We start from the raw sequence: 22922 nt of genomic DNA on the forward strand, positions 1-22922 counted from the left end.
AAGATGAAGACGATTTTGCTTTCCGGTGTCGCCCTGGCCGTTTTGGCTCCGGGCGCCTTTGCACAGGATACGACCGAAGTTCGTGTCATGTGGTATTCCGACGGCAATGAAGGCGAGGTGATTGCCGACCTTCTGGACCGCTTCGAACAAGAGAACCCCGATATCGACATCGTGCTCGACAATGTCGCCTATCAGGTGATCATGGAGCAGCTTCCCATCCAGCTCGCCGCCGGCGAAGGCCCCGATATCGCGCGGGTGACCAACCTCAAGGCCCAGGCCGAACACTGGCTCGACCTGCGGCCCTATCTGGCCGATCCGGCCTATTGGGACGAGAATTTCGGCGACCGTTTCGACTGGATGCGCGAAGACGGTTCCGATGCCATCACCGGCTACATGACCCAGCTTACCCTCACCGGCGGCTTTGCCAACGCCACCCTGTTCGAGCAGGCGGGCGTGGAGATGCCCGGCGAGGGCGCGACCTGGGACGATTGGATCGAAGCCAGCCGTCTGGTGATGGAAGACCAGGGCCTTCCGGCCGCCTTCGCCATCGACCGCTCCGGCCACCGCGTCGCCGGGCCCGCCATCTCCTACGGCGCCAATTTCATCGCCGACGATGGCATGCCCGCTCCGATCGACGATGGCGCCATGGCGTTCCTGTCGCGCCTCGCCGACTGGACCGAACAGGGCCTGATGTTGCCCGAAGTGTGGGTTTCGGCTGCCGGGACCACCTATCGCGCCGCGGCTGACGATTTCATCAACGCTCAGATCCCCTTCTACTATTCGGGGTCGTGGCAGGTGTCGAACCTGTCGAGCAAGATCGGCGATGCCTTCGATTGGGTCATGGTCGGCTCGCCCTGTGGCGACGCCGGGTGCGTGGGCATGGCGGGCGGCGCCGCTCTTGTCGGGATCAAATACACCGAGCACCCCGAAGAGGTGGCACGGGTGATGGATTTCCTCGCTTCCGAAGAGATCCTGCGTGAATTCAGCGAGCGCACACTGTTCCTGCCGGCGCATGCGGGCGTCGTCGCGGCGGGCGGCCTTGAATTCCAGTCCGACGATCCGCTGGTGCCGCCTGCCCTCAACGCGTTCGTTGCGGCTTCGGCCCAGACATTGCCCGCCAGTGACGCCATGCCGGCGTGGGTGTGGGCCAATGCCTATTACGGCGCAATCGTCACCCGCATCAGCCAGGTGATGGCCGGGGAGCTCGATATCGAGCAGGCGCGCTCCATGATCGACAGCGATGTCGCCGATCAGGTCGAGGCGGCCGGGCAGTAAGCCATGGCAGGGTTCGGCGAAACTGCTGGACGGGTGGCAAGTCTGCCGCTCGTCCTCATTGCCCGGGCCTTCGATCCGGTGCTGCGCCTATGGCAGCGCTGGACGGGCACCGGCGGGATGGTTGCATTCTTCCTCCTCCCGAACATGGCGATTTTCGGCGTGTTCGTCATCATTCCGCTGGTGCTCAACGTCGTTTATTCGCTGACCGGCGGCACCGATATTCTGTTGGGCGACCGCAATTTCATCGGCTTCGGCCAATATGGCCGGCTGCTCGAATGCGGCAACTACCTCCAGCCGCTGACCTGCCGCGAGGACCAGTTCTGGACGGCGGTGCGCAACACGGCGCTTTTCGTGCTGTTTCAGGTCAGCCTCATGGTTTGCGTGAGTATGATCACGGCGCTGATCCTCAACCGCAACATCGCCGGGCGCGGGTTCTTCCGGGCGGTGTTCTTCTTTCCCGTGCTGCTCTCGCCGGTGGTGGTGGGGCTGATCTGGCGCTGGATTTTGCAGCGTCAGGGGCTGATGAATTTGATCGTCACCAATCTGGGTTTTGACCCCGTGGTCTGGCTCAACGACCGCTTCTTTGCCTTTTCCGCCGCCGTGGGGGTTTCCACCTGGGCGCATATGGGGTTTTACACGCTGATCCTTCTGGCCGGGTTGCAGGCTATCCCGAAGGACCTTTACGAAGCCGCCGAAATGGATGCGACGCCGCCGGGCCGGGTGTTCTGGCGGATCACGCTGCCGCTGCTCGGGCCCAACCTCGCTGTGGTTCTGGTGCTTGCCCTGATCCGTGGCGTGCAGATTTTCGATGAGGCCTATGTGCTGACCGGCGGCGGACCGGGCACCAGCACGCTGTTTCTCACCCAATATATCTACGAAGTGGGCTTTGCCTCCTTCCTGCGCAATCCGGGCCTTGCGGCGGCTGCCTCGATCCTGATGGGGCTGGTGCTTGTCGTTCTCACGCTGATCCAGCTTGGGCTGTCGCGGCGATCAGAAAGGGGGAACGCACGATGAGCGCGATCACCAATTTCGTGTTTCGCCGAAGGGGGCGGAATGGCGGCTGGCACTGGACCGACATCGTCACCTGGGTCTGGCTGATCGGCGGCACCGTGCTGATGTTCGGGCCGGCCTTGTGGCTGGTATCTTCGTCCTTCAAGGGGCCGGCGCAACTGGCCGAATTTCCGCCCACCCTGCTGCCTTATGTGCAGGAGATGGCGACGGTGGAGGGCCATGATGCGCCGCTGCCGCTGTTCGAAGTCACCATGGAGGACGGCACCACCCGCACCCTCGCCGAAGTGCGCAGGATCGGGACCTCGGCGCAGATGGTCGATCCGGCCGATCCGGAAGAAAGTATCAATGTGGACCTCACCGCCCGGACGCCGCTGCGCGAGGTGGGGCTGGCGGTCAACAATTATACCGATCCGTTCCTCGCCTTCGACTTCATGCGGTATCTGGGCAATTCGGTTTTCGTCACGGTGATGGCGACGTTCCTGACGCTGCTGACTAATTCCATGGCCGCCTATGCGCTCTCCAAATACCGCTTTCGCGGGCGCGACGCGGTGATGCTCTTGATCGTGGGAACGCTGATGGTGCCGCTGTCGGTCATCCTCGTGCCGCTCTATTCGGTGGTGAGCGCGGTGGGGCTGCTCAATTCGCTGTGGGGGGTGATCCTGCCCACCATCGCGACGCCGACGGGGGTGTTTCTGCTGCGCCAATACATGCTCACCATTCCCGACGAGTTGATCGAGGCGGCGCGTATGGACCATGCCTCCGAGTGGCAGATCTATTGGCGCATCATCCTGCCGCTGGCCGCGCCGGCTCTCGCCGTGCTGGCCATCTTCTCGGTGGTGTGGCGGTGGAACGATTTCCTCTGGCCGCTGATCGTCTTGTCGCGGCGCGAGCTCTATACGCTGCAGATCGGGCTCAATACCTATGCGGGCGAGCTCAACGTGCAGTGGCACTATATCCTCGCCATGACCGTGGTCACCATGATCCCCGTGGTGCTGGTGTTCATTTTCCTGCAGCGCTTCATCACCACCGGCATCGCCGGGGCGGGCATCAAATAGGAGGGGCGCATGGGGCGCATCGCACTTAGGGATATCCGCAAATCGTTCGGCGCTGTCGATGTGATCCACGGGATCGATCTCGAGATCGACGAAGGGGAACTTGTGGTCTTTGTCGGCCCGTCGGGCTGCGGGAAATCGACGCTGCTGCGGCTGATCGCCGGGCTGGATCAGCCGACATCGGGGAAAATCGAGATCGATGGCGTGGATGCGACCCGCAAGGGTGCCGCCGATCGCGGCCTTGCCATGGTGTTCCAATCCTATGCGCTCTATCCGCATATGACAGTGCGCCAGAACCTCTCGTTCGGGCTTGAAAACGCGCGCATGGCCAAGGCGGAAATCGCCACGCGGGTGGAAGAGGCGGCGCGCATGCTCGATATCGGCGATCTGCTGGCGCGGCGCCCGACCCAGCTGTCGGGTGGGCAGCGCCAGCGCGTGGCCATCGGGCGGGCCATCGTGCGCAACCCCACAGCGTTCCTCCTCGATGAGCCACTCTCCAATCTCGACGCCGAATTGCGCGGCACGATGCGCGCAGAATTGGCGGCACTGCACGCACGGCTCGCGACCACCATGATCTACGTTACCCACGACCAGATCGAAGCCATGACCCTCGCCGATCGCATCGTGGTGCTGCGCAAGGGGCGGATCGAGCAGGTCGATACTCCGCTCAATCTCTACAACAATCCCCAGAACCTATTCGTGGCCGGGTTCATCGGCGCGCCGAACATGAATTTCTTCAGGACCGAAGCCAAGGGCGGACGGGCGGGGTTGCCCGGCGGCGCCGAGGTTCCGCTGGGGCATGAGGGTCCGGTGACTATCGGCCTGCGGCCTCAGCACTTGCGGCTGGCGCGGGAGGGCGAACGGGCCATCGCCGCCAAGGTGCATCTGGTCGAGGCGTTGGGGGCCGAGACGGTGGTGCATGCATCGGCGGAAGGCGCTGGGTCGATCCTCACCGTGCTTGACGGACAGCCGCAGATCGAGCGCGGCGAGGAAATCCGCCTCGCGTTCGATGATGAAAATATCCACGCCTTCGACGCCGATGGGCAGAGGATCGGTTAGCCCCCGATAAGCGAGGCGAGGGGCGTGGCGCAGAGCGCCAGCCCCGAAGCCAGTAGCAGGCCGGCGGCGATGCGGCGCAGGATGGCCAGCGGCATCGGGGGCGGGAATTTCTGGGCCAGGGTTGTGCCCAGCCAGACCATGGGCAGCGCACCGGCGGCGGCCAGCCAGATGCGGGAAGAAATGCCCGTGGTGGCAAAGACGAAGACGAGGCGCGCCGCCGCGTTGAGAAAGAAGACGCTGACCAGCGTCGCGCGCACCATGACGTGGGTGAAAGGCTGGCGATACATCTGCCAGATGATCGGGGGACCGGCGGTCGAAAACAGCCCACCCATGACGCCGCCGGCGAGGCCGGTGGCGATGAACGAGGCAGTGCCGCTACGCTGGGACTGCGGCTGGGGACGGCCGAGCATCTGGAGGGATGCGAAGACGATCAGCGCGCCGAGTATAAGTGCCAGCGCCGAAAGTGCGCTCGTCGCCAGATAAAGCAGCAGGCCATAGCCGATGGCGAGCCCCGGAAAACTGCCGAGCAATAGCAGACCGAGCCCTTTGCGATCGATCGCGCGCCAATCCTTGCGCAGCACCATGATGCCGTTGAAGATCACCAGCAGGCTGGCGACGATGGCCGCCTCTGGAAGCGGGATGAGGCCGAAGAGCCCGACAACGCCCATCAGGATCAGCCCGAAGGCAAAGCCGGTCAGCGTCTGCACCCAGGCGGCACCGCCCGCGACCAGCCAGAGCAGCACCAATTGCGGGCTCAAGATATCGCTCAAAATGTTCATCTAGATCATTTCCGCGTTTCTTCGAATCGCGTCAATTGCTCTAAGTCCTTGTTTTATCGCGTTTCCGAACCGCAAAAGTGGTGTCCACTTTTGCTGGAAAAACTCTAGAGTCCGCGTGCCTGCCGGAAAAGGTCGGCAAACCTGCTTTCCGGATTGAAGTAAACCGCTGGCTGGCCGATCGGCGCGGGCGCGTCAACCCATTGCCCGCCCTGCGTGACCTCGCCGTTCCAGAGATGCTCCCAGGCGTGGTCGGACGGAAGATATAGCTTTCGGGAATCCTCGCCGGCCTGCCAGACGGGCGAAACGAGCATGTCGGGGCCATAGAGGTATTGGTCCTGGATGGCATAGGTTTGGCTATCGCCCTCGTAGTGGAGAAAGAGCGGCCGTTGCACCGGCAGGCCGGTCGCCGCCGCTTCGGCGGAAAGATGCTTGAGGTAGGGCGCGAGCAGGCAATAGAGCCTTGTCATACGCGCGAAATGGGCGAGAACGTCCGAGTCCTGATCGAGCTGGAGGTTTTCGGTGGGACGGTTGCCCTCATGGCTGCGCATCACCGGGGTGAAGGCCGCCATTTCCGACCAGCGCATCAGAAGTTCGGCCGTTCGCACATTGCCGAAGAGGCTGGTGTAACCGCCGATATCGGAATGGTGGTAGGCGTTGCCCAGAAGGCCTGACGACAAGGCGCCGCAGATGACTGTAACCAGACCATCGTGGCGGGAGAAATCCACCGATTGATCCCCCGCCCAGAGCAAGGGACAATGCGCTCCGACGCCGGTGAACCCGGCGCGCATGAACCAGAGCGTATCGCCGGTTTTGTCGCGGCTGGCCACGGCTTTTGCGTTGACCTCGGCCCAGAGCGTGGGCCAGGCGTTGTGCATCACGCGGGCATCGATACCATTGGCGAGCCTTACGTCGATGGGAAGGTATTCGCCGAAATCGGCCATCCAGCCCGAGAGGCCGAAATCGAGCATGTTCCGGCCGATGATGCGCTCCGCAAACCAGTCGGCGGCGGCGGGATTGGTGAAATCGACGACGCCGCACTCGAATTCGCCGAAATCGACAAGCGCCGTTTCGCCCTTCTCATCGGTTGCAAAATAGCCCTCCCGGTCGGCCTCGACGAACAGAGGACCGTCGACGGCGAGGTAGGGATTGACGTAGCCCAGGAAGCGGATGCCGCGAGCGTTCAATTGAGCAATGCGCTGGCGAAGATCTGGATAGCGGGCGTCGCTGGCCTGCCAGTCCCAGAAGAGGCGCGCACCGAACGAGGTGTGGCGCAGACCCACCCAATCCTCGCACCAGAGCCCCGAAACCTTCACGCTGGCGGCGATCATCTTTTCCATGCGCTCAAAGGAATTGGTCCCGTCCTTGAGGCCGATGATCGCGCCGCCATAGACCCAATCGGGAAGCTCGGGTTGCCGCCCGAAGCGGGCCGAGAGCTTGCCGACGAGTTCGATGAAATTTTCTGCATCGAACAGTTCGATGCGGGCCGGCACTTCCCATACTTCGACTTCGTGGAAGCCGGCATCGCGGAAGTCGAAGGCCGAATAACAGGCGGTTTGCACGTGCAGCGCATAGCGGCGCGAAGAGACCCAGGTGGGCTGGGGATAATTGGTGTTCCAGTAATCGCCACCCGCCTTGTTGTGGAGATCGGACAGACGCGTGATCTCGGTGCTCTTGTCGCGCCCGACGCCCGGCTCGGAGGTCCAGAGCGGGAAATGGCGGCCGCGCAGGTCGAAATAGGACATCTGCTCGCCACCGCCCCAAACATGCTCATCGGGTTCGGCCGCAACCTGCAGCCAGAACCGGTTGATGGACGAGTCGAGCGTTTCGAAATCGAGGCCGGACGCGGTGACGGTCAGCGTGAGAATGGGAGCATCGCCATCCGAAACCGACAGGGAGACGCGGTTGTTCTCGACCACCGTGCCGCACAGGGCAATGCGCTCGGAGACATGATCCTCGATCTCGAAATTGCCGCGATACATGTCCATCCGGGCCTCGCCCCGGCCCACGAAAATGGCGGGCGCGGCTGCGGTATGGGCGAAAATCAACTTGTTGCCGAGCCGGATTTCAAAGCCGGCCGGGACGGTTTGCAAGTGGATCATGGCTTGTCGATCAATTCTGGGTCAGCCCGGCATCGACGACGAAATTGGCGCCTGTCGCGCCGCCGCTTTCGTCAGAGGCCAGAAACAGCGCCATGCGCGCGACGTGGCTGGCATCGAGCCGGAATTTGAGCGCCTGGAGGTCGAGGAACTGCTGATTGAGTTCGGGCGTGAGCCAGAGCTTTTCCTGCCGATCGGTCAGGATCGCGCCGGGGACGATGCAGTTGACGCGGATCGCTTGCGGGCCGAGTTCGCGGGCCAGCGTGCGCGTCAGCCCGTTGATCGCCGCCTTGGCGGTGGTATAGCCCACCATGCCCGGCTGGCTGCGCATCCAGGAGACCGAGCCGAGCATGATGATCGAGCCGCCTCCGGCTGCCGCCATGCCCGCGCGCACCGCCTGGGTGGCGAAAAACTGGTGGTCGAGATTGAGCGCCAAAATGCGGCGCCAATAGTCGGGTTCGACGGAATTGAAATCGTGCCGGTCGTCCTTGCCCGCATTGTTGACGAGCACGCGGACTGGCCCCTCCTCCGTCTCGATTGCCGCGAGCGTCTGGCGCAGGGCGTCGATGTCGGTCAGGTCGCAAGCATGAAATCGCGCGCCGGTTCCGTCGGCCACAACCTGCCCTGCGTCCCTGTCGATATCGAGAAAATCGACGCTGGCTCCTTGAACCCGAAAGGCGCGGACCATTTCGGCCCCGATGCCCGAGGCGCCGCCCGTAATCACGACATGGCGGCCCGAAAGGCTTTCGTAGCGCACGGTTTCATAAGTCATTTCAAGCCTCCGGATCGAAGGGGAGCCTGGGCAGGCCGGGGATTTCAACACGCATTGCGAACACTCCGCCCGATTCCGGATGATCGGCAAGTTGCGCGTCGCTGCAACCGTCACGGGCCGAGGTTACGAACAGGGTTCGCATGTCCGAACCGCCGAAGCACGGCATGGTAGGCGATTGCGCCGGGATGGGGTAGCTGGCGAGCAGTTCGCCGCTGGGCGCGTAGCGATTGACGCGCGCGCCCTGATAGAGCGCCGACCAATAGCAGCCTTCGGCATCGACCGCGGCCCCATCAGGGCGGCCGGTATCGGTTTCCGAGGGTTCGAGCTGGACGAAGACGCGCCTGCCGGTGATTTCGCCCTCGTCGGGGTCGTAATCGTAAGCGTAAACGACAAAGCGCGGCGTATCGGAATGATAGAGCGTGCGGCCATCGGGCGAGAAGGCCAGCCCGTTCGAGGTCATCAGCTCATCGACAAAAAGGGACAGACCGCGCCGGTCGAAGCGGTAGAGCGCGGCGCGGCCTTTCTGGTCCGGATCGATGGTGCCCACCAGCAACCGTCCCCGAGGATCGGTGGCGCCATCATTGAACCGGCTTCCCTCATGGGCCTCCGGGTTGGCGGCGAGCAATTGCCGCGCTCCCTTTTCATCCATGCGCCAGATGCCGCTGCGCTGGGCGGCGACGATCGATCCATTGGTGGAGGGTGCAAAGCAGCCGAGCTCTTCAGACAGTTCGAGCGTTTCGAGCGCGCCCGTTTGCGGATCGAAGCGGTGGAGGCGCTTGCCCGCGATATCGGTAAAGCGCAGTGTGCCCCGCCCGGCCTCCCAGACCGGCCCTTCGCCCAGCCGGGCGCGCAGATCGCATACGCATTGGAACGGGCTGTCCATGGATCAATAGGCCGATTGCGAAGGCGCGGCGGGAGTCGCCTTGCGCAATTGGGCCAGCCATTCGGCAGCGCGGCCCGTCATCATGCCCATGTCTGAGGCAATAGCGGCGAAGGAATAGCCATAGTCGATAAACCGTGCCACCATCTCCGGGTTTGGCCCGACGATCCCGATGGGCTTGCCGGCTTTCCGGGCTGTTTTTGCAGCGTAGGCGATCAAATCCTGCACTTCGCTGTGGCCGATATCGCCGATGTGGCCCATGGCCGCCGAAAGGTCTCCCGGACCGACAAAGAGCGCGTCGACCCCATCGACGGCGGCGATCGCATCGAGATTGGCAATCGCCTCGGGCGTTTCGAGTTGCAGGATGGAACAGGCGCGCTCATGGGCATTGGCCAGATAGCCCGGCAGGGTGCCGAAACGCGAGCCGCGATGGACGGCGGCGACCCCACGCACGCCATGGGGCGGATATCGCATATAGGAGACGGCACGCTCTGCCTCTTCGGCCGTTTGGATGAAAGGCAGCATCAGGGTTTCCACGCCGGCATCCATGGCCCGCTTGACCAGCACCTGATCGCTCCAGGCGAGGCGCACGACGGGGACCGAGGGCGTGCAGCCGATGGCGCGCAGGATATGGGCGAGATCGGAAAATTCGATGGTGACGTGCTCCATGTCGACCACCAGGAAATCGAACCCCGCGTGCCCCAGTGCTTCGGCGGTGTTGGGTGCGCCGGCCATGAGCCAGGTGCCCAGCGGGGTCTTGTCGGTCATGAGGCTGGTGAAGGTTTTCATAGCGCGTCTTTCAATAGATGACCGGATCGGGGACCAGGGCAGTGCCTTCGAGGAAGTCGAAATCGCAGCCCTTGTCGGCCTGGCTGACATGGCGCTGGTAAAGAGCGGCGAAGGAGCGCTCGTAAAGCGGCGCGTGCGGCGTCCATTCGGCGCGACGCCGGTCGAGTTCGGCGGCGTCCACTTCCATGTCGAGCTTGCCGGCGGGGATATCGATCGAAACGATATCGCCGGTTTTGAGCAGGGCCAGCGGCCCGCCGATGGCGGCTTCGGGGGCGACGTGCAGGATGCAGGTGCCGTAATGGGTGCCCGACATGCGGCCGTCGCAAATGCGCACCATGTCGCGCACGCCCTGGCGCAGCAGTTTTTTGGGGATGGGAAGATTGCCCCATTCGGGCATTCCCGGCGCGCCGACGGGGCCGGCATTGCGCAGGACGATCACCCAATCCTCGGTGATATCGAGATCGGGGTCGTCGAGCGTGCGGTTCATCTCGGCGGGGTCGTCGAAAACGATGGCCGGACCGCTGTGGCGCAGGAATTTGGGATCAGCGGTCGACGATTTCATCACCGCGCCATCGGGCGCCAGATTGCCGCGCAGGAGTTGCAGCGTCTTGCCCCGTTCGAGCGGGACGACGGGATTGGCCTCGTCGCGGATGATTTCATCGTCCCAGCATTCGGCGTCCGCGATGGCCTCGCCCAGCGTCCGACCCGAAACGGTGGGCCGGTCGAGCGTCAGATGGGAGGCGAATTTACCCATCAGGGCAAGGATGCCGCCAGCGAAGTAGAAATCCTCCATAAGGTACTGGCCGGAGGGGAAAAGGTTGGCCGCGACTGGTACGCGCCCGGCGACGGCCGAAAGATCGTCCAAGGTCAGCTCCACACCGGCGCGGCCCGCCATGGCGATCAGATGGATGGCGGCGTTGGTCGATCCGCCCATCGCCATATAGGCGACCGCGCCGTTGAGGAAACTTTCGCGGTTGAGGATCGTCGAGGGGCGCAGATCTTCCCACACCATTTCGCAAATGCGAACGCCGCAGGCCGACGCCATGCGGACGTGGCCGGAATCGACGGCGGGAATGGAACTCGCGCCTGGCAAGGTCAGGCCCATGATATCGACGATGGACGTCATGGTGGAGGCCGTGCCCATGGTGTTACATGTGCCGAACGAGCGCGTCATGCGGCTTTCCAGATCCACCCAATCCTCCGCCGTTATCGTTCCGGCGCGCAATTCGTCCCAATATTTCTTGGTATGGGTGCCTGCCCCCGTTTTCTGGCCGCGCCATTGTCCGTTCGACATCGGGCCAGCTGGGCAGAAGATCAGCGGCAAATCCATGGAGATGGCGCCCATCAGCAGGCCGGGCGTGGACTTGTCGCAGCCGCCCAAGAGCACTACGCCATCGAGCGGGTGCGAGCGCAAAATCTCCTCGGTCTCCATGGCCAGCATGTTGCGGTAGAGCATGGTCGTGGGCTTGACCATCACTTCGCCCACCGAGAGCGCGGGCAGTTCGACCGGATAACCGCCGGCCTGCCAGACGCCGCGCTTTACCGCCTCTGCCCTATCGCGCAGATGCGCATGGCACGGGCTCATGTCGCTCCAGGTGTTGACGATGCCGATCACGGGGCGGCCCATGAATTCCTCGCGGCGCATGCCCATCTGCTGGGTGCGCTGACGGTGCGCGAAGCCGCGCATATCCTCGGACGCGAACCAGCGCTGGGAACGCAGCTCGGCCAAGGACTTGCGCGGCGTCTCACGGCTCATCGTTTTGTGCCTGTCTCCGGTTGCGGCAATTGTGTGCCGTCGCGTATAAATAATAGCGCTACGAAATTGGCATGGTAATGCTGAGCTTGCAAGGTTGAACGGCGGAGAACGAAATTTGGCCAGATCGGAGACGCCTCGCAGGCGCCGCAAGATACAGGGTGTGACGATGATGGACGTCGCCGAAAAGGCCGGCGTTTCCCCCTCCACCGTATCGCTGTTCCTGCGCAACCCCGATGCAGTATCGGCCAAGGCGAGCGAGGCCGTGAGGGCAGCGGTCCGCGAACTCAACTACGTTCCCAATATGATGGCGGGCGGGTTGGCGGCGGCGAATTCGCGGGTGGTCGGCGTTATCGTGCCTTCGGTGCGAAACGCATTTTTTGCCGAAACGGTCGCGGCATTGCAATTCGAGCTTGGGCGCGCCGGACTGCAGATCCTGCTCGGTCACACCGAATATGACCGGGTCGCCGAAGAGGCGCTGGTGCGTACCACATTGTCCTGGGCGCCTGCGGCGTTGGTTATCGCCGGGACGGATCACAGCGCTGCGACGCGTGGCTTGCTTGGCGCCTCGCCGGTTCCCATCGTCCAGATATGGGAGCTTGGAGGCGAAGCGCCTGTCGATATGGCAGTGGGGTTCGATCACCGGGCGGTCGGCGCGGCCACCGCTCGTCACCTGGCATCACGCGGCAGGCGTTCGCTGGTCTTTTTGAGCGGGCGTAGCCATGAGGACAAGCGGGCAGCCAGCCGGGCCGAGGGATTTCTGGCAGCGGCGAAAGAAATGGGTTTGCCAGCCCGCCATTTCGACCACCCTGCCCCGGCCACGAGCGAGTTGGGAGGTATTCTCTTCAACCGCGTCGTTTCGGAACTGGGCGGCCAAGAGGCGGTGGGAATCGGGTGCTCGAACGATGCGATCGGGCTTGGTGTGATCTTCGAAGCGCAACGGCAGTCGAAATCCATTCCCGGCGATTATGCGGTAATGGGTTTTGGCGATCTCGAATTCGCCGCGTCGTGCAATCCGCCTCTCTCGACCGTCCGCCCGTTCGGCGATCTCATTGGCAGCGAGACGGCCCGGCTGATCGCAGCCAGGCGCAACGGGTCGGACGAGCTTGCGGGAACGACCGTCGACACCGGCTTCGGGATCGTGCAGCGGCAGACGACTTGAGCGCCGCTAGAGCGGTTTTTTCAGCCAGCGGGCGAGGACGCCCACGATCCCCTCGCGGAACAGCAGGACGGCGATGACGAAGGTTGCGCCCTGCAGCACGGTCACCCAGGCGCCGAAGCTGGCAAAGTAGTTTTGCATGGTGACGATGATTGCCGCGCCGATAATGGGACCGAAGACCGTATGCATGCCTCCCAGAAGCGCCATCAGCACCACCTCGCCCGACATGGCCCAATGCACGTCGGTCAGCGATGCGAGCTGGAAAACCAGGGCCTTTGTGGCACCGGCGGTTCCCGCAAGCGTTGCCGAAATGACGAACACCGCGAGCTTGTAGCGATTGACCTGATAGCCGAGCGAAACCGAGCGCGCCTCGTTTTCGCGGATCGCCTTGAGCACCTGCCCGAAGGGGGAGTGGATGATCCGATAGATGAGGAACAGGCAGGCAAAGACGACAACGAAGACAAAGACGTAAAGCGCGGAATCGCGCGACAGGTCGATCAGCCCGAAAAGGTGGTTGCGCGGCACGGCCTGGATACCGTCCTCGCCGCCCGTGAACGGGGCCTGGAGCGCGATGAAATAGACCATCTGGGCAAAGGCCAGCGTGACCATGGCGAAATAGATGCCCTGGCGGCGAATGGCGAGGCTGCCGATGACAAGGCCCAGAAATGCGGCAGTTGCAGCACCCAACAGCACGCACAGCTCCGGCGGGAGCCCCCAGACCTTGGCGGCGTGAGCCGAGACGTAGCTTGCCGAGCCGAAAAAGGCGGCGTGGCCGAAGCTCAATAACCCGCCATAGCCGAGCAGGAGATTGAAGGCGCAGGCGAAAAGCGCAAAACACATCACCTTCATCAGGAAAACCGGATAGAGAAAGAGCGGCGCGACGGCGAAGAAAACCAGCAAACCGGCAAAGATCGCAAGGTGCAGCCGGGGAACCCCGAGTTGGCCCGGGGTCGCTGGTTTGGCCGGTGCGCCGGTCAATGTTTGGTCGCTCATTACACAGCCCTCCCGAAAAGGCCCGTGGGCTTGACCAGCAAGACAATGGCCATGATGACGAAGATGACGACAGCCGATGCTTCCGGATAAAAGACGCGGGTCAGGCCTTCGACGATTCCCAGCCCGAAGCCGGTGAGAATGGCGCCCATGATCGAGCCCATGCCACCGATCACCACCACAGCGAAGACAACGATGATGAGATCCGCTCCCATATTGGGATTGACCGAATAGATCGGGGCGGCCAGCACGCCGGCCAATGCCGCCAGGCCGACGCCAAAGCCATAGGTCAGCGTGATGAGGCGCGGCACATTGATGCCGAAGGCTCCAACCATTGTGGGATTTTCGGTGGCGGCGCGCAGATAGGCGCCCAGCCGCGTCTTTTCGATCAGGAACCAGGTGCCGAAACAGACGACGACCGAAGCAAAGATCACCCAGCCGCGATAATTGGGCAGGAACATGAAGCCCAGATTGGTGCCACCCTGAAGCTGGGGCGGAATGGAATATGGCAGGCCGGAAACCCCGTATTGATTACGGAACAGCCCCTGGATGACGAGCGCCAGACCGAAGGTCAAAAGCAGGCCATAGAGATGGTCGAGATGATAGAGCCGCGAAATCATCAATCGCTCGATCACGATGCCGAACGCGCCCACGATCAGCGGCACGAGGATCAGCGCCCACCAATAGTCGAGCCCCAGATAGGTCAACAGCATCCAGGCGACGAACGCCCCCATCATATACTGGGCGCCATGGGCGAAATTGATGATGTTGAGCAGGCCGAAGATGACGGCCAGCCCCAGGCTGAGCATGGCGTAGAACGAACCATTGATCAGCCCGAGCAGTAATTGCCCGAACAGGGCGGCAGTCGGGATGCCGAAAATCTCGGTCATGGGCGTGTGCTTTCAAACGGCTTGAGGCTTGGAAATGCGCCGGGACCTCCGGCGCATCTCCCAGTTGGAGAACCGATCCTATTGGACCAGTTCGCATCCGCCCTGATCGAGCGGACGGAACGCCGCTTCGGCGGGGATGGTGTAGCCGAGCTCGTAATAATCCCAGGGGCCCTGCGACTGTTCGGGCGACTTGACGCGGAACAGGTACATGTCGTGGATCTTGCGCCCATCGGCCCGCACTTCCCCCTCACCGAACAGCGGATCGGAGGTGGGCATGGATTTCATGGCTTCCATGACCGGACCGGCTTCCACCGATTGGGTGGCCTCGATGGCCTTCAGGTAGTGCAGAACCGAGGAATAGACGCCGGCATGGACCATGGTGGGCATATCCCCGCCATTGCGTTCGGCGAAGCGTTCGGACCATTCGCGAGTGTTCTCGTTGAGATCCCAATAAAAGGATTCGGTCAGCACCAGCCCCTGCGACGCTTCGAGCCCGAGCGCGTGCACGTCGGAAATGAACATCAGGAGCGCGGCCAGCGACTGGCCCGACTGGGTGATGCCGAATTCGGAAGCCTGCTTGATGGCGTTGACGGTATCACCGCCCGCGTTGGCGAGCCCGATCACCTTGGCGCCCGAGGACTGGGCCTGAAGCAGGTAGGACGAAAAATCCTGTCCCGGGAAGGGGTGACGCACGGTGCCGAGAACCTCGCCGCCGGCCTCCTCGACCACGGCGGCGGTATCGGTTTCCAGCGCATGGCCGAACGCGTAATCGGCGGTCAGGAAGAACCAGGTGTCGGCGCCGGTTTCCACCATCGCGGTGCCGGTGCCGTTGGCCAACGCCCAGGTGTCATAGGTCCAGTGAATGGTGTTGGGCGAGCATTGCGCGCCGGTCAAATCGGTCGAACCCGCGCCGGAATTGATGAAAATCCTGTCCTTTTCGCGCGTCACTTCGTTGACGGCCAGCGCGGCCGAAGAGGTGGGCACGTCGAAAATGGCATGGACGCCCTCTTCGTCGTACCACTGCCGCGCGATGGTCGAGGCCACGTCGGGCTTGTTCTGGTGATCGGCCGAAATGATATCGACGTTGATGCCCTTGTCGGCGGCGCCGAAATCCTCGACCGCCATCTGGGCGGCAAGCACCGAGCCTTCTCCCGAAAGGTCGGCGTAAATGCCCGAGCGGTCGTTGAGCACGCCGATCTTGACGTCGATGGCATAGGCCGAGCCGGCCATGGCCGCGACCATCACGGCTGCCAGTATTGGTGTTGCATGTCTCATGTCATTTCCTCCCGTCATGAGCATGATGGACGCAAGGCGGAGGCCCGGCGCCCGGTTTGCGGCTACACCCCCAGATAGGCGTGCAGTTTCTCCGTATTGGCGGCGAGTTCGGCGTTGGGGATCATGTCGATCACCCTGCCCTGCTCGACGATGTAGTGCCGATCGGCCACCGAGGCGGCGAAATGGAAATTCTGCTCGACCAGAACGATGGTGAAGCCTTCGGATTTGAGGCGCGAGATCATGCGGCCGATCTGCTGCACGATCACCGGCGCAAGGCCTTCGGTCGGTTCGTCGAGAAGAAGCATCTTGGCGCCGGTGCGCAGGATGCGGGCAATGGCCAGCATCTGCTGCTCGCCGCCCGAGAGCTTGGTGCCCTGGCTCGAAAGCCGCTCCTTGAGGTTGGGAAACATCTCGTAGATCGTCGCGATGCTCAGCCCGCCGGGCCTGACGGCGGGCGGAAGCATCAGGTTTTCTTCGACCGACAGCGACGAAAAGATCGCCCGTTCCTCGGGGCAAAACGCGATGCCGGCCTTGGCGATGGTCCGCGTGGGCGCGCCGATCAATTCCCTATCCTCGAAACGCACCGATCCGCTGCGCTTGGACAGAATGCCCATGATCGCCTTGAGGGTGGTCGTCTTGCCCGCGCCGTTACGGCCCAGAAGCGTTACCACTTCACCCGGCGCCACATCGAAGGTCATACCGTGCAGCACATGGCTTTCGCCATACCAGCCTTGAAGGTCGCGGACGGCGAGAAGCGCGGGGGAAATCTGGGGCTGCGGATTAGTCATGGCCGACCCCGATATAGGCTTCGATCACACGCGGGTCCTTGGAGACGGTATCGTAACGGCCTTCGGCGAGAACCTGCCCGCGGGCCAGGACGGTTATCGTGTCCGAGAGATCGGCGACCACCGAGAGGTTGTGTTCGACCATCAGGATGGTGCGCCCCTTTGAAATGGCTTTGATGAGCCCCGAAATGCGTTCGACATCGGCCTGCGTCATGCCGGCCATCGGCTCGTCGAGCAGCAGCATTTCAGGCTCAAGCGCCAGGGTTGTGGCGATCTCGAGCGCCCGCTTGCGGCCGTAGGAGAGTTCCTGGGCGGTGTGATGGGCGAGATCGGAGAGCCCCACCTCCTCGACGCGGCGCATGGCCTCGGCGTCGAACTGGGCCAGCACTTTCTGCGTCCGCCAGAAATCGAAATTGGAGCCCCGCCGCCGCTGCAGCGCGACGCGCACATTTTCGAGCACTGTAAGCCTTGGAAAAACCGCCGAAATCTGGAACGAGCGCACCATGCCCAGCCGCGCGATTTCCGAAGCGCCCAAGGTGGTGATATCGCGACCGTTGAAGCTGATGGTGCCCGAAGTGGGCTGGAGGAATTTGGTCAGGAGGTTGAAGCAAGTCGTCTTGCCCGCGCCGTTGGGGCCGATGAGCGCGTGGATCGACCCGCGTCTTACGTCGAGATCGACATTGTTGACCGCCATGAACCCGGCGAACTGCTTGGTCATGCCCTTGGCCGAGAGAATGAAATCGCCACCGCTCATTTCGCCGTCCACCCCCCATCGATCGAAATCGCGGCTCCGGTGATCGACCGGGCGAGATCGCCCGTCAAGTAGTGAGCCATTTCGGCGATTTCTTCCGGTTGCACGAAGGCCTTGGTGGGTTGGGGGGCGAGCATGACAGTGCGGATGACGGCCTCCTCATCCATTTTGTGAGCCATTGCCTGATCGGCGATCTGGGCGGCGACCAGCGGGGTATAGACATAGCCGGGGCATATGGCATTTACAGTGATGCCCGCTTCGGCCACTTCCAGAGCCACCGTGCGGGTCAAACCCACGACGCCGTGCTTGGTGGCGACATAGGCCGATTTATACGCCGAAGCCCGCAATCCATGGGCCGAAGCGATGTTGACGATCCTGCCCCAGCCCTTTCGCTTCATTTCCGGCAAGGCGGTGCGGATGGTGTGATAGGCGCTATCGAGGCTGACGGCGATGATGCGGTGCCAATCGGCGGGCTCGAGCTCATCGACCGCCGCCACCTTCTGGATGCCGGCATTGTTGACGAGCACGTCGATGGTGCCGAACCGCTCGATCACCCTGCCGACGAGGTCCTGACTCTGAGTGTCGTCGGCGAGATCGGCATGGAAATAATGCGCGGTGCCGCCCAGAGCATCGATTTCAGCAATCACGGGAGAGGCGTCGGCGTCGCTTTCGAGCCCATTGACCGCCACGGAATGACCGGCCGACGCAAAGCGCTTCGCAATCGCCAGACCGATTCCGCTGGTTGCACCGGTGATCAGCACAACGCGAGGTTCAGCTCGTTCGGACACAGCGCCTCCATCCCTTTATCGTTCTTGGGCCGTTTTGGCCGTTTGTTGCCGATAGTCTTTCAAGGATCGTGCCAATCGGGCGGGGAAAGAAGAAAGATCAATCTTCATAAAGGATTATGGTGACGGCTGTCCCGTGTCGGGGCGGGGATAATGTCCGGACCAGTGTCCAGCAGTCCGGATGATTGTCCGGAAATCCGGACGCTTAATGCAGAACCTTGCCGATCTGTCCGGATATCTCTACGCTTTAGCTGGGAGGAGATACGCCATGGACACCGAAGCTCTCGCTACGGCGAGCACGCCGCCGGCCCTGGTGTCGGCGGCCATGGGCGCTTTCGACATGCTGCGCGAATATTTCGAAGGCGCCATCATGGTCGATGCGGAGGCCCGGATCATCTGGCTGGACGGGCGCTATCGCCGTCTGCTCAAGCTCACTGATGATTTCGATCCCGTCGGACGGCCGGTCGAGGAGATACTGCCCCATTCGCAATTGCGAGACGTGGTCAAGACCGGACGCCCTATCCTGCTCGACCTCATGCAGTTCGGCGACCGCCAGTTCGTCGTCTGCCGCATTCCGCTCAAGGATGAGCAAGGCGTGGTCAAGGGTGCCATCGGGTTCGTTTTTTACGACAATGTCGATTATCTGGCGCCGATTCTGAAAAAGCTCGAACAGTTGCAGCGCCAGCTTTCGCGCGCCCAGGCGGCGCTGACGCGCGAGCGGCAATCGAAATATTCGCTTGCCAGTTTCGTGGGCACCAGCGAGATCGTGCAGGATCTTAAATCGCAGATCCGGCGCTTTGCGTTGCGCGACGGCCCGGTGCTCATCATGGGGGAGACGGGTACGGGCAAGGAGCTTCTCGCCCACGCTATCCACCAGGCCTCGGATCGCGCCGAGGGGCCGTTTGTGGCGGTGAACATGGCGGCAATTCCCGAAACGCTGCTGGAGGCGGAGTTTTTCGGCGTGGCGCCGGGGGCCTACACGGGGGCGGAAAAAAAGCCGCGCAAGGGCAAGTTCGAACTCGCCCATGGGGGTACGCTGTTCCTCGACGAAATCGGCGACATGCCGCTCTCGATCCAGGCCAAGTTCCTGCGCGTGCTGCAGGAAGGGGAGATCGAGGCGCTGGGATCGAATGCGGTCAAGAAGGTCGACGTACGGATCATCGCGGCGACCTCGCAGGACCTCGAAGCGCTGATGGAAGAACGGCAATTCCGCTCCGATCTTTATTACCGCATCGCGGTGCTCACCGTGAACGTGCCGCCGCTGCGCGAGAGGCTAACCGATATCGGGGTGATTTGCGAACGGCTGCTCGAGACCATTCCACGCGCCGAGGACATGGCCGATTGGACAATCGATGACGAGGCCGTCGCGCTTTTGGCCAGCCACGATTGGCCGGGCAATGTCCGTGAATTGCGCAATGCGCTCGAGCGGGCTGCCGCGATCGCGCCGACCGAATTGCTCGATGCCGACACCATCGCCCGCGCCATGCCGCGAATGCTCGTGCGGGCATCGCGCGCCAGCGTCGAGCTTCCCGACCTCGCCGACGCGCGGGCCAGGGCCGAGCGCGACGCGATGGTCGACGCGCTCAAGCGTGCCGGCGGCAAGAAAACCACAGCGGCGCGTCTTCTGGGCGTCTCGCGCAGCCAGTTCTACGAGAAGCTTAAGCGCTATGCGCTGACGTGAAACTCAGGGATTTATGGGAATGCTGGCTGGGGCGGCAGGATTCGAACCTGCGAATGTCGGTACCAAAAACCGATGCCTTACCACTTGGCGACGCCCCAAAAGCGGGTTGGTTCCTACACTGTTTGACCCCACGCCGCAACACTGTCGAACAGGCTTGAACAGGTGCGCGGCGCACTATATAAGGCCCCGAAACGGCGACGAACGCGGCAATCGGAATTTTCCGGCAGCGCTTATCGCGACGATTATCGGAGTATAGCGCAGCCTGGTAGCGCACCTCGTTCGGGACGAGGGGGTCGGGTGTTCGAATCACCCTACTCCGACCAACAAAACCGGGGGTTTCGGCCCCCGGTTCTTTTTTCCACCGACAGGGTTACCGACAGGGTTAGGCTCCAGGACATGGAACCGAACGTGAACGAAGTGTGGCTTCCTTACCACCCCTTGGGAACGTTCGGCGACTTGAGATGCACGGTCATCGGTCGCTCGCCGCAGTCGTTGCAGCGGAAACGCCCCAGGAAATAATCCCGATTGCGGACGATGGAAAAGTTCTCCCCAAAAATCTCGATCAGCTTCGGAATGGAGAGATCGAGGCTATGGCCGCACGAGCAGAACAGCGTCAGGCCATAGCCGTAGTCGAGATGATCCTTGAGCGTGGATATCGTGACCATGATCCGTCCTCAGAAGGAGAACGAATTAAGAACATAACATCCGAAGAGTCAATTCGGATTGATCTACCATACCGGCTCTACAGGCCGGCCAGACGCCGCATGACCCTCAGAGCAGCGATCATCTTGCCGCGTTCGATTTCGGAAAGCGCACCCTCATAGATGGCGTGGCTCTCGTCGGAGAGCGCCTCAGCGGTCGCTTCTGCGATTTTCAAATGCTCTCCATCCCCGGTCAGATAACGCTGCTGAAGGTGATAATAGATGCGTTTTTCAGGAGTGTCGGCATCCGCCAGTGTGATCGTCTCTGATTCCTTGAGGACTGGCAGAGCACCGCCGTCAATCACGAGGATCGTGTAGCCGCCGTCATGGACAGCGGTCACCTTCGTCGTGCCGAAATAGACGCTTTCGCCATCCTTGAGGTTAATTTTTAGCGCCATATCTACCCCCGAAAAAGAAAAGGCGGCCCTTCTGGACCGCCTTCCCGATTAGATGATTTGGTCGTCTTAGAACAGACGGAGCACGGCCTGGTCGGACTGCGAAGCCATCGACAGAGCGGTTGAGGACAGCTGCTGGCGGGTCTGCAGGGCCAGCAGGTTGGCGGCTTCCTCATTGGCATCGGCCAGGGTGAGGTTGGACGCGCCGGTCTGCAGCGTGTTGATCATGTTCTTGGAGAAGTTCTGGCGGTTTTCAACGATCGAGAGCGAAGAACCGAAGGCCGAAGCCTGCGAACGGACTGTGTTGATGGCCGATTTCACCTGAGCGAGGAAACCATCGATGCCTTCGTCGCTATCAAGCTCGGCGGCCGACATGTTGGTGTCGATGCCCAGCGTGGCCGAGTTGATCGAAACGCCGTTTTCGCCATCGATGCGCGACTGGATTTCGAGGTCCGACGTACCGGTTTCGTTGAAGGTGATCTTGAGATTGTCACCACGAAGCAGGTTGATACCGTTGAACGAGGCGTCGTCGGCCAGCTTGTCGAGCTGATCGCGCAGTTCGTTGTACTGGGTGGCCAGGTCGGCGCGGACATCGTTACCGCCGATTTTGGCAGTATTCGTCGTTCCGCCTGTAACGCCGGCCGAGCTGGATGCACCGGTGATTTCCAGGTCCTGCGTGGACAGGTTCTCGATACGGAGCTTGCCGTTGTCATTGGAAGCCCTGATGCTCTCCGAGAGAACCGCATCGCCGTTTATGGCGCTGACGATATCGTCAGCCGTATAGGCAGTGCCGGTAATAGTGGCAACGCTTAAGTCGACATCGGATGTGGTGCCGGTGGTGGCGGACACCACCGTAATCGTGCCACTCGCGTTAGTAGCCGTAGCTCCGCTGAGCTTGGCGTTCAGGAGTGCGGTGAATTCATCCGCATCATCGATCATGTTATCGTTGTTGCCAATGGCGAGCACATCGTCTTGAGTAATTTCGATGCTCTGAGCAACACCATCGATGGTTGCGGTAAACGCTATTTTTGCACCGCTGTTCACCTCGACGGCCTCGGTGGCCCCCCAAGTAATATCGGCCGAGCCAGCGGTGGCAGGGGGGCCGGCTGTGCCCGCAGTGCCGTCGATTGCGGTATCCATGCCGAGCGCTGCGTCTGTCAACGTGGTATTTCCGACGGCAACAGTTGCCGTGGAATTCCCGAATGCGCCCTTGGTGAAGGAAAGTTCGCCCGTGGCCGTGGAGGAAACGTCGAAGGACGCAGTCTCGAACGACTTGTCCTGGCGCGCCTGGCGGAGCGTGGACTGCATGGATTCGAGGGTCTTGGTGATCGCCGTCAGGCCATTGTCGGCGGCTTCCAGGGTCTGGATGCCGTTGGCCATGTCGTCGAGCAGGGCGTTCATATCGCCCGCGCGGCTGTTCAGCGAGGAGGCGGTGAAGAAGTTGACGGGATTGTCCAGAGCCGAGTTGACCTTCTTGCCGGTGGCAAGGCGGTTCTGAGTGGACGCCATCATCTCGGCGGTGTTCTGGAGGGAGAGCAGGTTCGAACGAACCGCTTTGGAAAGCGTGATATCGGACATTATGGCACCTTGTTCTTAGGGCACTGGAAAAGCTCGGGCTTCTGCCGAGGTCAGGCGACTATGCCGGGCATGCTCTAACAAGCCGTAAATAAGGCGCTGCAAATTTGAGGATTGCCTGCGGCCTCTCAGCTTCGGACCAGTCGGACATGGAGTGACCGAAGAGTAGCAGGAACCTTGGCGACGACCGCTCGTTCTCCTCATGAAGGAGGAGATTGCCATGCCGATCGACCACCACGTCGCCGCTGAACGCCGGAAGGAAATCGAAGGCGGCACCGACCCATTCGTCGTCGTAGCAGGACTGATAGCGGCAATCCTTCTGGGCTCGTGGCTTTTGTGGATGAACGGCCACGAAGAAATCAGCAACATGCAGCAAATTTACGGGGCGGAGCGGCCCATTGGCGAACATGAGAAGCCAGAGCTGCTATTCAGTTTTTGGACAGTGTCGGATACGGAATAAGTCGCCAGG

Annotated in this window: 22 protein-coding genes and 2 tRNA genes; 8 read left to right on the top strand and 16 right to left on the bottom strand. The window is 62.1% G+C overall.

Translation table 11 applies throughout. The features are described from left to right. Positions 1 to 3: 3 nt before the first annotated feature. From V4T21_RS12535 to V4T21_RS12550, 4 genes are read left to right on the top strand one after another with little or no spacing between them, the layout of a single operon-like run. The gene (locus V4T21_RS12535) at positions 4 to 1275 is read left to right on the top strand and encodes an ABC transporter substrate-binding protein (protein ID WP_332717246.1); all 1272 of its coding nucleotides are present in this window, start codon (positions 4 to 6) and stop codon (positions 1273 to 1275) included. Between the two features lie 3 nt (positions 1276 to 1278). Further along, the gene (locus tag V4T21_RS12540) at positions 1279 to 2289 is read left to right on the top strand and encodes a carbohydrate ABC transporter permease (RefSeq protein WP_332717248.1); all 1011 of its coding nucleotides are present in this window, start codon (positions 1279 to 1281) and stop codon (positions 2287 to 2289) included. Further along, on the top strand, positions 2286 to 3341 hold the full coding sequence (locus V4T21_RS12545; RefSeq protein WP_332717250.1) for a carbohydrate ABC transporter permease: 1056 nt from the start codon (positions 2286 to 2288) through the stop codon (positions 3339 to 3341). The genes V4T21_RS12540 and V4T21_RS12545 overlap by 4 nt, the downstream gene beginning before the upstream one ends. A gap of 9 nt (positions 3342 to 3350) precedes the next feature. Further along, positions 3351 to 4397 carry an ABC transporter ATP-binding protein gene (locus V4T21_RS12550; RefSeq protein ID WP_332717252.1) on the top strand — a complete coding sequence of 349 codons (1047 nt, stop codon included), beginning with the start codon at positions 3351 to 3353 and terminating at the stop codon, positions 4395 to 4397. On the opposite strand, the gene V4T21_RS12555 is transcribed toward V4T21_RS12550, so the two are convergent. The 6 genes from V4T21_RS12555 to araD all read right to left on the bottom strand — a co-directional run bounded on the left by V4T21_RS12555 (position 4394) and on the right by araD (position 11469). Next, on the bottom strand, positions 4394 to 5176 hold the full coding sequence (locus tag V4T21_RS12555) for a TSUP family transporter (RefSeq protein WP_332717254.1): 783 nt from the start codon (positions 5174 to 5176) through the stop codon (positions 4394 to 4396). The two genes, V4T21_RS12550 and V4T21_RS12555, sit on opposite strands and share 4 nt — an antisense overlap. Before the next feature lie 104 nt (positions 5177 to 5280). Further along, positions 5281 to 7272 carry an alpha-glucosidase gene (locus V4T21_RS12560; protein WP_332717480.1) on the bottom strand — a complete coding sequence of 664 codons (1992 nt, stop codon included), beginning with the start codon at positions 7270 to 7272 and terminating at the stop codon, positions 5281 to 5283. A gap of 13 nt (positions 7273 to 7285) precedes the next feature. Further along, positions 7286 to 8044, bottom strand: coding sequence for an SDR family NAD(P)-dependent oxidoreductase (locus tag V4T21_RS12565; protein ID WP_332717256.1), 759 nt, complete (start codon positions 8042 to 8044; stop codon positions 7286 to 7288). A 1-nt stretch (position 8045) separates the two neighbouring features. After that, positions 8046 to 8927: an SMP-30/gluconolactonase/LRE family protein gene (locus V4T21_RS12570; protein WP_332717259.1), complete on the bottom strand. Its 882-nt coding sequence runs from the start codon at positions 8925 to 8927 to the stop codon at positions 8046 to 8048. Between the two features lie 3 nt (positions 8928 to 8930). Continuing rightward, the gene (locus V4T21_RS12575) at positions 8931 to 9713 is read right to left on the bottom strand and encodes an HpcH/HpaI aldolase family protein (protein WP_332717262.1); all 783 of its coding nucleotides are present in this window, start codon (positions 9711 to 9713) and stop codon (positions 8931 to 8933) included. A gap of 10 nt (positions 9714 to 9723) precedes the next feature. Then, a complete protein-coding gene (araD, locus tag V4T21_RS12580) occupies positions 9724 to 11469 on the bottom strand; it encodes an L-arabinonate dehydratase (protein WP_332717264.1) in 1746 nt (581 codons plus the stop codon). Between the two features lie 166 nt (positions 11470 to 11635). Here araD and V4T21_RS12585 point away from each other — a divergent pair, with 166 nt between their 5' ends. Beyond that, positions 11636 to 12628 carry a LacI family DNA-binding transcriptional regulator gene (locus V4T21_RS12585; protein ID WP_332717267.1) on the top strand — a complete coding sequence of 331 codons (993 nt, stop codon included), beginning with the start codon at positions 11636 to 11638 and terminating at the stop codon, positions 12626 to 12628. Positions 12629 to 12634: 6 nt separating this feature from the next. Here the strand turns inward: V4T21_RS12585 and V4T21_RS12590 are convergent, their stop codons facing one another. From V4T21_RS12590 to V4T21_RS12615, 6 genes are all read right to left on the bottom strand, one after another. After that, complete coding sequence (locus V4T21_RS12590) at positions 12635 to 13618, bottom strand: branched-chain amino acid ABC transporter permease (RefSeq protein ID WP_332717270.1); 984 nt, start codon at positions 13616 to 13618, stop codon at positions 12635 to 12637. Then, positions 13618 to 14505 carry a branched-chain amino acid ABC transporter permease gene (locus tag V4T21_RS12595; protein WP_332717273.1) on the bottom strand — a complete coding sequence of 296 codons (888 nt, stop codon included), beginning with the start codon at positions 14503 to 14505 and terminating at the stop codon, positions 13618 to 13620. The genes V4T21_RS12590 and V4T21_RS12595 overlap by 1 nt, the downstream gene beginning before the upstream one ends. 78 nt (positions 14506 to 14583) lie before the next feature. After that, positions 14584 to 15780, bottom strand: coding sequence for an ABC transporter substrate-binding protein (locus V4T21_RS12600; protein WP_332717276.1), 1197 nt, complete (start codon positions 15778 to 15780; stop codon positions 14584 to 14586). A 62-nt stretch (positions 15781 to 15842) separates the two neighbouring features. Then, the gene (locus V4T21_RS12605) at positions 15843 to 16568 is read right to left on the bottom strand and encodes an ABC transporter ATP-binding protein (protein ID WP_332717280.1); all 726 of its coding nucleotides are present in this window, start codon (positions 16566 to 16568) and stop codon (positions 15843 to 15845) included. Then, positions 16561 to 17319 carry an ABC transporter ATP-binding protein gene (locus tag V4T21_RS12610; protein WP_332717282.1) on the bottom strand — a complete coding sequence of 253 codons (759 nt, stop codon included), beginning with the start codon at positions 17317 to 17319 and terminating at the stop codon, positions 16561 to 16563. The genes V4T21_RS12605 and V4T21_RS12610 overlap by 8 nt, the downstream gene beginning before the upstream one ends. Next, complete coding sequence (locus tag V4T21_RS12615) at positions 17316 to 18104, bottom strand: 3-hydroxybutyrate dehydrogenase (RefSeq protein ID WP_332717284.1); 789 nt, start codon at positions 18102 to 18104, stop codon at positions 17316 to 17318. Before V4T21_RS12615 ends, V4T21_RS12610 begins: the two co-directional genes overlap by 4 nt. Before the next feature lie 265 nt (positions 18105 to 18369). On the opposite strand from V4T21_RS12615, the gene V4T21_RS12620 reads away from it, so the two are divergent. Continuing rightward, a complete protein-coding gene (locus V4T21_RS12620; RefSeq protein ID WP_332717287.1) occupies positions 18370 to 19782 on the top strand; it encodes a sigma-54 interaction domain-containing protein in 1413 nt (470 codons plus the stop codon). Between the two features lie 23 nt (positions 19783 to 19805). Here V4T21_RS12620 and V4T21_RS12625 read toward each other — a convergent pair. Continuing rightward, a tRNA-Gln gene (locus V4T21_RS12625) sits at positions 19806 to 19880 on the bottom strand. A 148-nt stretch (positions 19881 to 20028) separates the two neighbouring features. Between V4T21_RS12625 and V4T21_RS12630 the strand changes: the two genes are divergently transcribed. Then, positions 20029 to 20105: transfer RNA gene (locus tag V4T21_RS12630), tRNA-Pro, on the top strand. A 105-nt stretch (positions 20106 to 20210) separates the two neighbouring features. Here V4T21_RS12630 and V4T21_RS12635 read toward each other — a convergent pair. From V4T21_RS12635 to V4T21_RS12645, 3 genes are all read right to left on the bottom strand, one after another. Further along, a complete protein-coding gene (locus tag V4T21_RS12635; RefSeq protein ID WP_332717290.1) occupies positions 20211 to 20447 on the bottom strand; it encodes a hypothetical protein in 237 nt (78 codons plus the stop codon). 77 nt (positions 20448 to 20524) lie between these two features. Continuing rightward, positions 20525 to 20881 (bottom strand): flagellar biosynthesis repressor FlbT, encoded by a 357-nt coding sequence (locus tag V4T21_RS12640; RefSeq protein ID WP_332717293.1) that lies wholly within the window; start codon positions 20879 to 20881, stop codon positions 20525 to 20527. A gap of 66 nt (positions 20882 to 20947) precedes the next feature. Continuing rightward, positions 20948 to 22456 carry a flagellin N-terminal helical domain-containing protein gene (locus V4T21_RS12645; RefSeq protein ID WP_332717296.1) on the bottom strand — a complete coding sequence of 503 codons (1509 nt, stop codon included), beginning with the start codon at positions 22454 to 22456 and terminating at the stop codon, positions 20948 to 20950. Positions 22457 to 22673: 217 nt separating this feature from the next. Here V4T21_RS12645 and V4T21_RS12650 point away from each other — a divergent pair, with 217 nt between their 5' ends. Beyond that, positions 22674 to 22913 (top strand): hypothetical protein, encoded by a 240-nt coding sequence (locus V4T21_RS12650; RefSeq protein WP_332717298.1) that lies wholly within the window; start codon positions 22674 to 22676, stop codon positions 22911 to 22913. Positions 22914 to 22922: the final 9 nt, after the last annotated feature.

The sequence above is a fragment of the Pelagibacterium mangrovi genome, from assembly GCF_036662815.1.
GTDB classification, from domain to species: Bacteria; Pseudomonadota; Alphaproteobacteria; order Rhizobiales; family Devosiaceae; genus Pelagibacterium; species Pelagibacterium mangrovi.